18 protein-coding genes are annotated in these 13,745 nt (G+C 35.2%); 6 read left to right on the top strand and 12 right to left on the bottom strand.

Annotation, left to right across the window (positions count from 1 at the left end; all coding sequences use genetic code 11):
- Window positions 1-190: 190 nt before the first annotated feature.
- Complete coding sequence (bsh, locus tag AC1F25_RS02465; protein ID WP_002287105.1) at window positions 191-1,165, bottom strand: choloylglycine hydrolase; 975 nt, start codon at window positions 1,163-1,165, stop codon at window positions 191-193.
- A gap of 162 nt (window positions 1,166-1,327) precedes the next feature.
- Here bsh and AC1F25_RS02460 point away from each other — a divergent pair, with 162 nt between their 5' ends.
- Window positions 1,328-1,585, top strand: a complete 258-nt coding sequence (locus tag AC1F25_RS02460) for a hypothetical protein (RefSeq protein WP_002295273.1) — start codon at window positions 1,328-1,330, stop codon at window positions 1,583-1,585.
- Window positions 1,586-1,816: 231 nt separating this feature from the next.
- On the opposite strand, the gene AC1F25_RS02455 is transcribed toward AC1F25_RS02460, so the two are convergent.
- The 7 genes from AC1F25_RS02455 to AC1F25_RS02425 form a co-directional block, all read right to left on the bottom strand.
- Entirely contained in the window at window positions 1,817-2,248 is a 432-nt protein-coding gene (locus AC1F25_RS02455; protein WP_002308843.1) for a DUF4231 domain-containing protein, read from the bottom strand.
- A gap of 249 nt (window positions 2,249-2,497) precedes the next feature.
- Complete coding sequence (locus tag AC1F25_RS02450; protein WP_479994215.1) at window positions 2,498-3,511, bottom strand: peptidoglycan recognition protein family protein; 1,014 nt, start codon at window positions 3,509-3,511, stop codon at window positions 2,498-2,500.
- 10 nt (window positions 3,512-3,521) lie between these two features.
- Window positions 3,522-3,719 (bottom strand): phage holin, encoded by a 198-nt coding sequence (locus AC1F25_RS02445; RefSeq protein ID WP_002314481.1) that lies wholly within the window; start codon window positions 3,717-3,719, stop codon window positions 3,522-3,524.
- Window positions 3,720-3,742: 23 nt separating this feature from the next.
- The gene (locus tag AC1F25_RS02440; protein ID WP_252706243.1) at window positions 3,743-4,036 is read right to left on the bottom strand and encodes a hypothetical protein; all 294 of its coding nucleotides are present in this window, start codon (window positions 4,034-4,036) and stop codon (window positions 3,743-3,745) included.
- 37 nt (window positions 4,037-4,073) lie between these two features.
- Window positions 4,074-4,211 carry an XkdX family protein gene (locus AC1F25_RS02435; RefSeq protein ID WP_002314480.1) on the bottom strand — a complete coding sequence of 46 codons (138 nt, stop codon included), beginning with the start codon at window positions 4,209-4,211 and terminating at the stop codon, window positions 4,074-4,076.
- A 1-nt stretch (window position 4,212) separates the two neighbouring features.
- Window positions 4,213-4,590 carry a hypothetical protein gene (locus tag AC1F25_RS02430; protein WP_479994336.1) on the bottom strand — a complete coding sequence of 126 codons (378 nt, stop codon included), beginning with the start codon at window positions 4,588-4,590 and terminating at the stop codon, window positions 4,213-4,215.
- A 237-nt stretch (window positions 4,591-4,827) separates the two neighbouring features.
- A complete protein-coding gene (locus tag AC1F25_RS02425) occupies window positions 4,828-5,052 on the bottom strand; it encodes a helix-turn-helix domain-containing protein (protein WP_002320146.1) in 225 nt (74 codons plus the stop codon).
- A gap of 154 nt (window positions 5,053-5,206) precedes the next feature.
- Between AC1F25_RS02425 and AC1F25_RS02420 the strand changes: the two genes are divergently transcribed.
- The 4 genes from AC1F25_RS02420 to AC1F25_RS02405 all read left to right on the top strand — a co-directional run bounded on the left by AC1F25_RS02420 (window position 5,207) and on the right by AC1F25_RS02405 (window position 8,127).
- A complete protein-coding gene (locus AC1F25_RS02420) occupies window positions 5,207-5,578 on the top strand; it encodes a helix-turn-helix domain-containing protein (RefSeq protein ID WP_002320147.1) in 372 nt (123 codons plus the stop codon).
- Window positions 5,579-5,584: 6 nt separating this feature from the next.
- On the top strand, window positions 5,585-6,013 hold the full coding sequence (locus tag AC1F25_RS02415; protein WP_002320148.1) for an ImmA/IrrE family metallo-endopeptidase: 429 nt from the start codon (window positions 5,585-5,587) through the stop codon (window positions 6,011-6,013).
- 65 nt (window positions 6,014-6,078) lie between these two features.
- Window positions 6,079-6,747: a hypothetical protein gene (locus tag AC1F25_RS02410; protein ID WP_002320149.1), complete on the top strand. Its 669-nt coding sequence runs from the start codon at window positions 6,079-6,081 to the stop codon at window positions 6,745-6,747.
- A gap of 156 nt (window positions 6,748-6,903) precedes the next feature.
- Window positions 6,904-8,127, top strand: a complete 1,224-nt coding sequence (locus tag AC1F25_RS02405; RefSeq protein WP_479994214.1) for a tyrosine-type recombinase/integrase — start codon at window positions 6,904-6,906, stop codon at window positions 8,125-8,127.
- A gap of 103 nt (window positions 8,128-8,230) precedes the next feature.
- Here AC1F25_RS02405 and AC1F25_RS02400 read toward each other — a convergent pair whose 3' ends face one another.
- Window positions 8,231-9,577 (bottom strand): glucose-6-phosphate isomerase, encoded by a 1,347-nt coding sequence (locus tag AC1F25_RS02400; RefSeq protein ID WP_479994213.1) that lies wholly within the window; start codon window positions 9,575-9,577, stop codon window positions 8,231-8,233.
- A gap of 111 nt (window positions 9,578-9,688) precedes the next feature.
- On the bottom strand, window positions 9,689-11,038 hold the full coding sequence (gene gdhA / locus AC1F25_RS02395; RefSeq protein ID WP_252705798.1) for an NADP-specific glutamate dehydrogenase: 1,350 nt from the start codon (window positions 11,036-11,038) through the stop codon (window positions 9,689-9,691).
- Between the two features lie 116 nt (window positions 11,039-11,154).
- Here gdhA and AC1F25_RS02390 point away from each other — a divergent pair, with 116 nt between their 5' ends.
- On the top strand, window positions 11,155-12,408 hold the full coding sequence (locus AC1F25_RS02390) for a BaiN/RdsA family NAD(P)/FAD-dependent oxidoreductase (protein ID WP_002308827.1): 1,254 nt from the start codon (window positions 11,155-11,157) through the stop codon (window positions 12,406-12,408).
- 70 nt (window positions 12,409-12,478) lie between these two features.
- Here the strand turns inward: AC1F25_RS02390 and ybaK are convergent, their stop codons facing one another.
- Window positions 12,479-12,964, bottom strand: a complete 486-nt coding sequence (gene ybaK, locus AC1F25_RS02385) for a Cys-tRNA(Pro) deacylase (protein ID WP_002290411.1) — start codon at window positions 12,962-12,964, stop codon at window positions 12,479-12,481.
- 22 nt (window positions 12,965-12,986) lie between these two features.
- On the bottom strand, window positions 12,987-13,739 hold the full coding sequence (aroD, locus tag AC1F25_RS02380; protein ID WP_002313585.1) for a type I 3-dehydroquinate dehydratase: 753 nt from the start codon (window positions 13,737-13,739) through the stop codon (window positions 12,987-12,989).
- Window positions 13,740-13,745 lie beyond the last annotated feature (6 nt).

Raw genomic sequence — 13,745 nt, 5'->3', positions numbered from 1 at the left:
AAAATCCAAACAAGGATAGCATAATATACACTATCGTTGATCCAGAAAACAGGTAAATAAATTTTGCAAAAGCAATAAGTTAAAAACATTACAAAAAAGACAAGGATATCACATCAAGAAAAAATGTTTTGAAAATATCTTTGCCTTTTTGTATTATATCTATATTAAATAATCAATCACAACACATTAACTAATTTATATATTTAATTTGTTGTTTTTCTATAATTGGATAACTAATTAACTTATGACTATCTAAGTCTTCTTTATTCATATCAATTGCAGTAATTTGACTGTCTTCATATGTTCGATAATAATAGATTCCTTTGTCAACATTGCAACAAGAAGAATAAATTGTATATTCATATTTTCCATCACCAACATCACACAAACCTTTTTGTTGTTCTACTGAACCTAAGATATGGAAAAATTGACTAATACTTTCTGACTCTGAATCTCCAGATACAGAATTCAGCTTCGTAAAAGTCGCTTTAACAAAACGAGATACTGAGGATAAATCTCCAGGCAAGCCTATCCCTCCCATACCGCGGCTATAGGCATTCAAACTTATTTGATTTGAAAAATTATTTTTAGGAGTTTCACTCGATAAGACACGATAATTGTTTAAATTAAATAATTGATAGTCAAATGAAGGATTATTGGTAAGAACGCCCACAGGGTTATCATATATATGAAGTCCATCTTTCATACTTTCAATGACAATTGATTTTTCTTTATCAGCTAATAGCCAATGTAAAGGGGATAAAGGAAGTTCATCACTATAATTTATATTTGCTAAATTGATATTTTTTAACAATTTTTTAGCTTCTCCTACTGTTGAGCATTGTCCTAAAATCCAAGGAATAAATTCAAAAGGAGATACATTGTCTTTCCCTTCTTGTATTTCTTTATAATCAGCATACCCAGAAAAATTTAGCCCAGCCATACTCAATCCTTTTTCATTTGTCGCATCGTAATAAAGAGGGTAGTCAGCTATACCAGCGGCAATACCAATCATTGCATAATGAGTATCCAAATCATTTACCTTTCGAAAATTCAACTTATAATTTCTTGGAGTAACAGTGACTACTTCATTGTAAGATATTTCATAATCAAAATTCCTTCCAAAATAATGATCACTTGTTACATAAGTAATAGACGTACACATAGTTTATTCCTCCTAAATATTGTTCTGTCCACGTTCATTTTACTCCAAAGTTTTCCTCATTTCAAAAGAAAATCACAGAATACACGAAGAAGCGTTTCTATTTGTATAAACTATATCAAAGTTCTATACTTAAATTATCAAATAAAAAGGACGTGAAGATAAATGTCAAATTTAGAAAACAAAGAAGAAAAAGTTGTAAACAAAATTGTTTCTGTTGTCAATAAACTGGATAAAGAGTTAGACGAACTTGATACGTTATCTGAAAATCCAGAAAAAAAACATAACCTAAAAAAATGGTTAGTTGAACGAAAGGCTATTCATGAAATTAAAAAAGTTCTTCATGAAGCTGATAAATATGAAAAATATGATGAAAAAGAACTTGATAAAGAATTTAAAGAAATCAATGACTTATTACTATAATTGATTTATACGATTCATTTTTGAGTCGTCAGACTGCAAACAACACTCTAAATTTAGGAGTTTGTCTACAGTCTGAATAAATTTTAAATTTATTGTCCATAATGTTATTATGAATTTATAGCATTAAGAAAAGAGATAAGACTTTACATTTTTTTAGGAATGTAAAGTCTTATCTCTTTTCTTAATTGTACAATTAGTATTATCTGCACTACTTTCTAATTAAATAAATTTTTAGTTATTAACTTGATTAAAATCAGAGATAATATCAATTAATTCAGTTTGAAGGGTTGTAACGATTAAATGGAAATTTTCTTCATCTGTTTTATTATATGGGGATGTTTTCGTTATATATAACAACTTTTCTTTTTCAATTTTCATTAATAACTCTGTCGAAGTCTGTACTTTATCTTGATAATTAAATGCAGACATCCCACTTTGTATAATTGTAATTATTGCTGAAGCAATTGAAACAATCAATAGTAAAGACCTGTGTTCGGAAGCCTGATCAATTAATATTGGGATACTAGCTGATAAGACTATTTTTATAATATTTCCGATACCAATTACTCTATTATAAAATCGAATTTCTTTTTTTAATCTATCGATTGTAGAATCAATAGATTCGATAAACGCTTTTTGATCCATCATTTTCTCTCCAATCATTTTATTAAAATCATTAACAAAAATATTATAATAGGATTTAAGTAAGTTCTAACTAATCACACATAAAAATAAAAAACATTTGTATTTTATCAAAGTTTTATTATACTTGTCAATTTGTGTACATCCTAAAATATAAGCTATTTGTTTACTTCTGTAGAATATATACTTTGTTGTTAGATAAGTTGCACATGTTTATAGAATCTAAATAATAAATTTTTATGTACCGCCCCTCAAAGAGGGGGGAATTTTTTATCGTTGTGGAATATTTAGATACCAACGCTTGTCATGAAAATCTTGTGCTCCACCCTTAGTATTTCCTTCTGGATCGTTTGTCGCACGCATCATGACGTATACTTTCTTATTAGGGAAATCACGCATATTGAAAGATACATGATAGCCAACATTTCCTAAAGTATTATAAGCTTGATTTACGTCTGGTCTATAAATCCCATCAGCTCTTACTCTAGCTAGTTCTTTTCCAGTATTGTAGTCCATAATGAAAATATACTCGTATTTATAATTAGCAATGTGCCATCCAGCTACATGCAAGTTTGCGTTTTCGATTTCTCCGAACTGATCAATGTGGGCGTAATTTGTTCCATCTGTCAGCGTAGGATTTGCAGCACCTGCTCTAGTTGGATCAATGACTGGTTTATCCTCCGAAGTAGTTGGATTATCATCCGTAAAACCATGAGCCAAATCATAGGCTAGTTTTTCTTTACTTACACCCATTTCAGAAAGATAACCGTAAGGATCTGTATGATCGCCCCAAATATTTTGTGTTACCCATAAATGCGATTTTATTCCTGGTTGGTTATAAGGAGTGTCTAATGTTAATGGAATACCATATTTCATTGCTGAATCTCTTGCCAATTCAACGTATACTTTATAGTTCTTTTCAAAAGTTTCTTTATCATGTGTGTGTTGTAACTCGATTTGCACAGGACTATTTGCATTAGCATATGAACCAGCGCCATACTGCACATAACCAAGTTGTCCAACTTGGTAAACAATTCCGCCGTCTCCCACAATGTAAGCAGTATAAGCACTAGTCCATGAACGTTGCATATACTGTGCTTCATTGCGTCCTGTTGCTGTTTCGTTAGCCGTTTCATGAAGTAAAATATACTGATTATTCGCTACTTGAGAGCTACCTTCATTTACACCTAAATTAAATTCATTGTTAATAGTGTAGGCAAAAGCATTCGAAGGTAATAAAAAAAGAGCCATTAGTAGGCTCAATGATAAAATGATTTTCTTCATTTTTTTCCTCCTATTTTTTTAAGTTATATGCAGACACACCAGTGATAACACCTAAAAACGTCGCTACTGCATTGATAGTCAGAACTGTCATATCTGTTCCATTCCATCCATATGCTTTGCCTAGTGTTGCAACTAATACAGATGTAGCCGGAAGTACCGTAAGTACCGCCCACTTAATGATTTGATAATATTTATCAGGTAAGATCATCTTTATTCATCTTCTTTCTATTTTTATCGAGATGTTTCCCTAAATAAAGTTTTAATTTGTTGTGTGTGTTCTACCAATTTTTCTGCATGTGTATCTAATCTTTCATCGTGTTTCTTTAGTTCTTCATGAATCATCAATCGATCTGATTTGCTCGATTCTAATTCTTTTGTTAATAGTTCCAAGTTGTAACTCACTTGTGATAGTGTTTTCGTAATTTTTGTAAATGATGCAACAATCGGTCTAATTACTAATAAAATCAAAGAAACGATAGCGGTTATTGATCCTGCTATCGCTCCCCATTCCCCTAAATTAATCATATTGCAACTCCTTGTATCAAAACTAAAAGCACATCAATTAAGATGCACTCTCTTCATTGTTAATAATTTTTTCTGCTTCTTCGTCTGTAATGCATAGCGGAACGAACTGTAGAACTTGATCGTCAGTAAAACAGCCCCAGTCAAACATCATTTTCACATCGCTAAAACTAAACATACTACTCGCCTCCTTCTGGATTTAATTGCTCTTTAATTTCTTCAATGTCTTTGCTATTTTGAAGTGAAGCAAGCATTGTCTTTGAATTGATCTGTGCTAAACTATCAGCTTTTTCTTTCAATGCTGTATTTTCCTGTTTAATTGCTACATCGTTTAGCATGAGTTTGGCATTGAGCTGTTTTAGATTGCCGTTCTCGTTTTCCAGTGCCTCGTACACTGCTTCAAGATTATTTAGCTTATTGTGATCCAATACATTCGTCAAAACAATCCATCGGTTTTCTTGCGGATCAAATAATTGATCATTAATTGTTAAAGGCTCCCCATCTGAACGAATTCCTTCTAATAGTGGGACATCAGTAAACGGGACAGTCATAACCATATCATCTAACACTTTTCCGACATATTCCCCAAGTTGATCATCTGTGGCACATTTGATGATGTGAACTAGTCTCGGCCTTGCATCAAGTACGATGTTTATTTTTTCTTGTCGTGACATGTAAAGCACTCCTTTCTTAGTTAACTAATAATTTGTAGACAATTGAAACAATAATAGAAAGTAATATTGGCAAAACAATCGTACAAAATTTACCTTCAAGAAAATCCTTATCGTTCTTTTTCATTTGATCACCTCTCCATGTGTCACTTTGTTACTTTGTTGATTAAAAAAAATAGTCCAATCAAAGGATAAAACAGTGGCAATTTTCATAGCTACAAATGGACTAGGACTTCTCTTGCCACTCTCAATCATACTATAATAAGAACGCTGAATTCCTGATCTTTTAGCTACTTTTTCTTGAGTTAGATTTTGTTGCTCTCTTTTTTCAATTAGCCATTTCCTCATCATATGCCTCCTATTTAAGTGTCATTTCGTTACAAATACATTATAAGTAACACATAGTTACTTGCCAATGCAAAAAGTAACAAAAGGTTACTTGTTTTTAGATTCATTTATACGTAACAGCGTGTTACCATTTATATAGAAAGTGGGTGTCGAAATGTTTCCAGAAAAAATCAAAGAATTGAGGCTTTCAAAGAAAATGACGCAACAAGAAGTTGCTGATAAGTTAGGAATTACTCGCCCTGCTTATACAGCCTATGAAAGTGGAAAGAGAGAGCCTGACTTTTCTATTCTTCAATCTTTAGCTAATATTTTTGATGTTACTACTGATTATTTATTAGGAAGAAATAAAACGCCAAAATGGGCCGATGAAAATGATTTAATTGAATTAGATAAAATGCTCGATTCCAACGTTAACATGGCTTATGGTGGTGAAACATTAACAGATGAAGAGAAACAACGGGTAAAAGATGTTTTGACAGGTCTATTTTGGGAATTTAGAAAAGAAGACAAAAGTAAAGAGAAGTGATTTTCTATGGAGATGGACGTAATTAGTCTAGTTGGCAAACTGAAGCAAAAATATAATTCAGCTAATCCCTTTACTATTTGCGAAAAAATGGATATTCAGATTAGGTATGTTCCTTTTTTGAATAATCCAAAGGGACAATTTCAAGAACTGTTAGGGCGTTCGGTTATTCTTCTAAATCACGAACTAAAGTATTCTGAAGAACGGTTCTATATTTGTGCTCACGAACTAGGTCACGCAATTTTTCATCAAGGTTTATCTAGTTATTATGTCTCTACTCGATCCTCCAGAAGCAAATCAGAAAGCGAAGCGAATTGCTTTGCCGCCAATCTTATTATTTCTCTTTATAAAGAAGATAATGATCAATACCCTAGAAAAATTGAAGATTTAACAAATTTGTATGGACTTCCTAAAAATTCATATAGATTTTTAATTTAATTGGCGACTATCACTACCTGCCTTTAAGTGGGAGTAAATATATTTTTATTGTTATGGAGGAAGAAATGAAAAAAATAGTTGGGTTAGGATTAATTCTGTTCTCTAGTATTGTACTAGGAGCATGTGGAAATAGTAATTCAAATTCTGATACGCCTAAAGAAACAACCACTGCGAGCTCTACAATGGTTTCTCTTGAATTCAGTAGCTCTGTGGAAAAAAAGACTAATCTTCTATCAAATGATTCAGATTTCGGAAAAATAGCTGATAATGTACCTGATGGAGAATCCATAGAAGTACAAGGTAAACAAGATTATTCAACCAATTTTAATGATAATTCTTGGGCGGGTGTTAACCTAAATATCGATCGGGTCTCAGTTGTGAAAACTACTGATATCAAAGACTATTCAGATAATCAATACAATGGTTTTGTAGCCGTGCATTACAACATAGATAATACACAACAAGATGTATCTATATACCCTAATCAAGCCACAATTGTAACTGACTATGGTGAGCAAGTTGATGATGGCGGAGTCTTTAATTATGATTCATGGGATGGTGACTTCATGAAAGGAACAAAAAAAGATGGTTGGGGCATCTATCCTTTATCAAAACTTCCTGTTGCATCTTCAATCAAATCTCTTCGATTGAAGATTGATTCTAGCTATGAAACTGATAATTATGATGATGAAAACTCGTATCACACATATGATATTAACTTAAATTTACAATAAAGACTGGCCTTCGGGCTTTTCTTTTTAAACGCAAAAGAACATAAGTTCGTATAAAAACTCTGCTAATACGACGATTTTCTAAATATTCGTTCAAATAACATACCTCCCCTAAAATATTCTTATTATTAGGAATGAAATACGAAAGGATTGGTTTTAATGGCTTCCATTAAAAAGTACTATTTAAAAAAATCAAAAGAATATCGTTATGAAGTCTATATATCAAATGGAATTGATCCTGGTACTAAGCTACAGAAAAAGATTCATAAAAAAGGGTTTAAAAGTCATGAAGAAGCAGAAAGATTCGCAAAAATTGTCGAAGGCGAAATAGCTTCGGAAGAATATACACAAAAAAACCCTAAAAATTTGACTATAGAAAAGTTTATGGACGATTGGATTAATAACTATAAAATGAATGTTAAAGAAGGAACAAGAATTGTTCACAGAGCAAATATAAAAATGTACATCAATCCATATATTGGAAAATATAAACTAGATAAATATACTAGAGCTGATCATCAAAGATTCATCAATCAGTTACTTACTAAAAAGGGTTTGGGGAGAACTAAGGAAGGTCTCTCAGTAACAACAGCCAAAAGTATTAACGCCACTCTTAGCAATGCTTTCAACAAAGCTATTCAGTTAGGATATATAAAGAATAACCCTACTAGTTTTGTTGAGTTTCCAAGAAATCCATCTGATAAAAAGAAAGTTAAATATTATACTTTTGATCAATCTGAACTATTTCTCGAATTTGCCAAAAAAGAAAAATCATTTATATGGTATCCCTTTTTTCTTATTATATTTGATCAAGGATTGCGAAAATCAGAAGCTTTAGGGCTTCAATGGGCTGATATTGATTTTTCTCAGAATACACTTAATATTAATCGTGAACGACTTGGGGCTGCTGAAAAAGGACCTAACAAGGGTTTGATTATTACAGATGACACAAAAACCCCATCTGGTACACGATCATTGCCTATGACAAAACGAGTAAAGAAAGCCTTATTGACTTTAAGAAATCAAGTAATAAAAGAATTTGGTTTTTTACCTGAAACAGATGACCACGAAGCATTTATTTTTATAAATACTTACGGTAAAAATAAAGGTATTCCAATAAGAGATCGAACCGTTAACGGTGCTTCTCATAGAATTGAAAAACGTGCCAGTCTCCCCCACATAACTGTGCATGATGGTAGACATACTTTTGCAGCTAGAACGAGACAAGCAGGAATACCTTTAGAAGATATCAAAGATTTTTTAGGTCATAAAGATGTTTCTACTACACAAGTCTATGCCCATATTTCTCCCGAAGTGAAAAAAAAATCAATGAATCAACTAGAAAACTATATAGAAGAGCAAATAAAAAAGCACTCAAATTGAGTGCTTTTTTTAAGTTCACTATCACTAAAACTATCACTAATTTTATTTAGAAGCGAACATGTTTCTATCACTGATTATTTAAATCTAGCGAAAAACCCTTATCTTACAGGCGTTCGTTCAATTCTTTAGCAAGGTCTTCAAAGCCTGGTTTGCCTAGAAGTGCGAACATGTTTTTCTTGTAAGCTTCTACACCTGGTTGGTCGAATGGGTTGATGCCATTCAAGTAACCTGAAATACCTACAGCAATTTCAAAGAAGTACATTGTGTAACCCAATGTGTAAGCATCCATTTCTGGAATTTTGACTAGCAAGTTAGGTACGTCACCGTCTGTATGAGCAAGCAATGTTCCTTCAAATGCTTTTGTATTTACGAAGTCCACTTCTTTTCCTTGCAAGTAGCCTAGACCGTCTAAGTCTTCTGCTTGTTCAGGAATCGTGATTGATTTACGAGGTTTTTCAACTTTCACAACTGTTTCAAAAATGTTGCGGCGTCCTTCTTGGATGAATTGTCCTAAAGAGTGCAAATCAGTTGAGAAGTTTGCGCTTGAAGGATAGATGCCTTTTTGGTCTTTTCCTTCAGATTCGCCATACAATTGCTTCCACCATTCTGAGAAGTATTGCATTCCTGGTTCATAATTGATCAATAACTCAGTTACTTTGCCTTTACGGTAAAGAATGTTGCGCATTGCTGCGTATTGGTAAGCTTCGTTTTCTTCTAGTTTGTCGCTTGAATAAGCTTTGCTTGCATCAGCAGCTCCTTGCATCAATGCGTCGATATCTGCTCCACTAACAGCGATTGGTAACAAACCAACAGCAGTCAATACAGAGAAACGTCCGCCGATATCATCAGGAATCACGAAAGTTTCCCAACGTTCTGCATCTGCTTCTACTTTAACTGCACCTTTTGCTTTATCTGTTGTAGCGTAGATACGTTTGTTTGCTTCTTCTTGTCCGTATTTCTTAACAAGAAGCTCTTTGAATACACGGAAAGCAATCGCTGGTTCAGTAGTTGTTCCAGATTTTGAAATAACGTTTACTGAAAAGTCGCGATCACCGATTACTTCGATCAAATCAGCGATATATGTTGAGCTGATTGAATTTCCGGCAAAGAAGATTTGTGGTGCTTTGCGTGTGTCGCTATCTAATAGATTGAAGAATGTGTGATTCAAGAAGTCGATTGCTGCACGAGCGCCTAAATAAGAACCACCGATACCGATAACAACTAATACTTCAGAATCAGATTGGATTTTTTTAGCTGCTTCTTTGATACGTGCAAATTCTTCTTTGTCATAGTTCGTTGGTAAATCGATCCAACCGCGGAAGTCGCTTCCTGCGCCAGTTCCTTCCCGTAATTCGTTGTGGGCTGCTGTTACTTGGCTTTGCATGTACCCTAACTCATGTTCATTGACAAACGGTGCTACTTTTGAATAGTCAAAATGAATGTGTGCCATTTGTTCTCCTCCTTATAGGTTTACTCTACAGGTAATACTTTACGTTTTTTTTTATTATTTTTCAAGCAAATAAACAAAATGCTGACAATATTTCCAAGAAAGTTTCATTTTTTAAACTAAACCTTCTGCTGCCATTGCTTTGGCAACTTTTTCAAATCCAGCAACATTTGCTCCAAGAAGCAGATTTTTTTCGTCACCATACTCAGCAGCTGTTTGGCGACACGTATGGTAAATCTTTTCCATGATTTGATCCAGTTGCTCATCCACTTGTTCTCTTTCCCAAGTCAATCGTTGGGCGTTCTGACTCATTTCTAAAGCAGATACTGCCACTCCTCCAGCATTAGCAGCTTTTCCTGGACAATACCACACATCTGCTTCATGAAGAACAGAAACAGCTTTTACTGTACATGGCATATTAGCGCCCTCTGCTACGATTTTGATCCCATTTTCTACTAAGATTTCAGCCAAGCTTTCGTCTATTTCGTTTTGAGTGGCACATGGCAAAGCGATATCCGCCTTTTCTTTCAATGTCCAAACAGATTCCCCAGCATGATAAACAGCAGAAGGACGTTGGTTCGCGTATTCTGTTAAACGTTGGCGCTTGATTTCTTTGATTTCTTTCAATAGTGACACGTCTATTCCTTCTGGATCATAGATGTACCCGCTAGAATCTGAACATGTAAACACTTTTCCACCAAGTTCTTGCACTTTTTCGATTGCATAAATGGCTACATTCCCGCTTCCGGAAACAAAAACTGTTTTTTGATCAAATGAATCTTTTTCTTCGTTCAATAGATGTTTGACATAATAGACCAATCCATATCCAGTCGCTTCTGTACGTATCTTACTTCCCCAAAAATCCAGAGGTTTACCTGTCAACACACCAGTATCATATTTTTTCAATCGTTTATATTCGCCAAACAAATAACCGATCTCTCTAGCTCCTACACCGATATCTCCTGCAGGAACATCAATTGATGGCCCAATATGTTTTGACAATTCCAACATGAAACTTTGACAAAAACGCATGATTTCATTATCAGATTTCCCTTTAGGATCGAAATCACTCCCACCTTTTCCTCCGCCGATTGGCAGACCAGTTAAACTATTCTTGAAAATCTGTTCAAAAGCCAAAAATTTCAAGATACTTAGGTTGACACTGGGATGAAAGCGTAATCCACCTTTATAAGGGCCGATAGCTGAATTGTATTGGATACGGTAGCCTCTATTTACTCGCCAGTTTCCTTTATCATCTTGCCAAGGTACTCGAAATTGAATAATTCTTTCTGGTTCTGTTAAAAGTTCTAAAATATTCTTTTCGATATATTCGGGATGAGTGTCCAAAAAAGACATCACTGTGGGCATGAATTCATCGATTGCTTGCAAAAATTCTTCTTGTCCTTGATCCTTTTGATGTAGCTTTTCTTGAATTGCTTGAACATATTCTGTTGCGTTTGTCATCGTTCCACGCTCCTTTGCTTATCTTCCCTCATTTTAGCTCATTTTCTCTTTTGGCTCAAAACATTTTTTTCTGTTTTCTTTCTTCAAATATGCTACACTTTCCTTGAGGTGAGGGAATGGAAAAACTGTATGATGTGATCGTAGTCGGCGCTGGAACAAGCGGGATGATGGCAGCGATCAGTGCAGCTGAACAAGGCGCACGCGTACTTTTGATCGAAAAAAACAAAAAAGCAGGAAAAAAACTACTGATGACAGGTGGTGGTCGGTGCAACGTCACGAATAATCGTCCTGTTGATGATTTAATCGCACATATTCCTGGAAATGGAAATTTTTTATATAGTACATTTGCGCAATGGAATAATTTCGATATCATGAACTTCTTTGAATCACAAGGCGTACATTTAAAAGAAGAGGATCATGGACGGATGTTTCCTGTGACAAATAAATCAAAAACGATTATCGAAGCATTACTTAATCGTCTGAAAGAACTAGATGTGACGATCCTATTCTCTACTCGAGTAGAGAAATTGATCCACAAAGAACATAAAATTTACGGTATACGCACGGAATTCGAAGAGTTCCATGCTCCTGCCGTTATCTTAACAACTGGTGGGCGGACTTATCCCTCTACTGGTTCTACTGGAGATGGGTACAAGATCGTGAAGCGAGTGGGTCACACGGTGACGCCTCTGTATGCGACAGAGTCCCCCTTGATATCGGATGAACCGTATATTCAGGAGAAAACACTTCAAGGGCTTTCTTTACAGGACATCACTTTACGTGTTCTAAATAAAAAAGGCCGTGTATTGACTGAACATACGATGGATTTACTTTTCACCCATTTCGGTATTTCTGGTCCGGCTGCACTGCGTTGTTCAAGTTTCGTCAATAAAGAATTAGAGAAAACGGGAGAACCAGTGACACTTTCTCTGGATTGTTTTCCTACACAAACCAAACAAGAGCTTATTCATTTATTGACAGAAAAAAGTAAAGCCACCAAAAAGAACTTAGTAAATGCTTGGCATGGTCTATTACCTGAGCGATTGTTGGTTTTCTTTCTTGAGCGGCTTGAAATGGATAGCCTAACAGGACAACAAGCCTCTCAAAAACAAATTCAAGATTTCGTTCAATTATGCAAAGAGTTTAAGCTATCAATCAACAAGACTTTTCCTATTGAGAAATCATTTGTAACTGGCGGAGGGGTTTCTCTAAAGGAAATTCATCCTAAAACGTTGGAGAGTAAAATCATTGATGGTCTGTATTTTGCCGGAGAATTACTGGATGTCAATGGTTATACTGGTGGCTTTAATATCACAGCGGCTTTCGCTACAGGACATGTAGCAGGAAGGAATGCTGGACAAAGAGCATAATGTATAAAAAAGAAAGAAGGAGACTGGGCAAACAACATCCTGGCCTCCTTCTTTCTTTTATACGTATGATTTATTGTTTTATATCTGCAAATTGTCCGCTCGTTAATGCACAGATATCTTGAGGAGCTAATTCCATCTGTAGCCCTCTTCTGCCAGCTGATACAATGATTTGATCATAGTTTTCTGCGATTTGATCTAAATAAGTAGGAAACAGTTTTTTCATTCCTATAGGCGAGCAGCCACCACGTATGTATCCGGTCGTTGCTTCCAAATCTTTCAAATGAAGCATTTCTACTTTTTTATTCCCTGAAACTTTTGCTAATTTTTTTAGATTCAATTCGGCTTCTCCTGGTATCACAGCAACAAGAGGCCCCGTCACATTGCCCACAGCAACCAGTGTTTTAAATATACGAGATTGGCTCTCTGGGAGCTGTTCTGCGACAGAGGACGCACTTAGGTGGTTTTCGTCCCATTCATATTCGTGTTCTGTATAGGGAATCTTTTTTTGTTCGACCATACGGATCGCATTCGTTTTTACTATTTTTTTCTTTGCCAAAAAATATCACCTCAAACTTGTTCTACAACGGTTCATTTAATAATTGGATAATTTGCTTCAATGCTTTGACCGGTAATTGTCCTGGAGCAGAAGCATTGCTTAAGGAACCAAACGTCATGACGGATCCTGTCGTTCCGCCAGCCAGACGAGAAATTTTTCCCAGATCGCCCATAGACATCGTAATGATAGGCATGGAGACAAAAGCATTTGCCCGTCTAGTCAACTCCATCAACCGCAAAACATCTCGTTCATTATTGGGAGTCACTGCCAACTTTCCGATATCAGCGCCAAAATGTTCCATGACATTCAGTCGGTAAAGCAAGACAGGGTCAGTTGGTGTTTCTTTAAAATCATGACTACTGATAATTAAAGGAATATTTAAAGACTTGATTTCCTCTATCAGTCCTTTTCCTAGACTTTCTACTTTGAACAACTCGATATCGACCATATCTACTAATCCTGTGTGTATCACATGTTCATAGAGGTCGCGATACTGACGGATCGAAATGTCTTGTTCTCCGCCTTCAGCTAAGGTACGAAACGTAAATAATAACGGCAGTCCATCAAGCATCTCATGGATAAGAACCAATGTTTCTGCAACTTCATCAAAAGAAAAAACCTTACGATAATGATCGACTCGCCATTCTACTAAGTCGGCCCCTGCTTCACGTGCAAGAACTGCTTCACGTAATACTTCCTCTCGGACGGCTCCGATAAGAGGCGCACAAATCTTTGGTCTACCGCTTCCTATATTCAATCCCTTTATCCGAACCACTCTGCA

Source organism: Enterococcus sp. M-BR2 (assembly GCF_056612775.1).
This window is presented reverse-complemented; position numbering and strand designations above follow the sequence as displayed.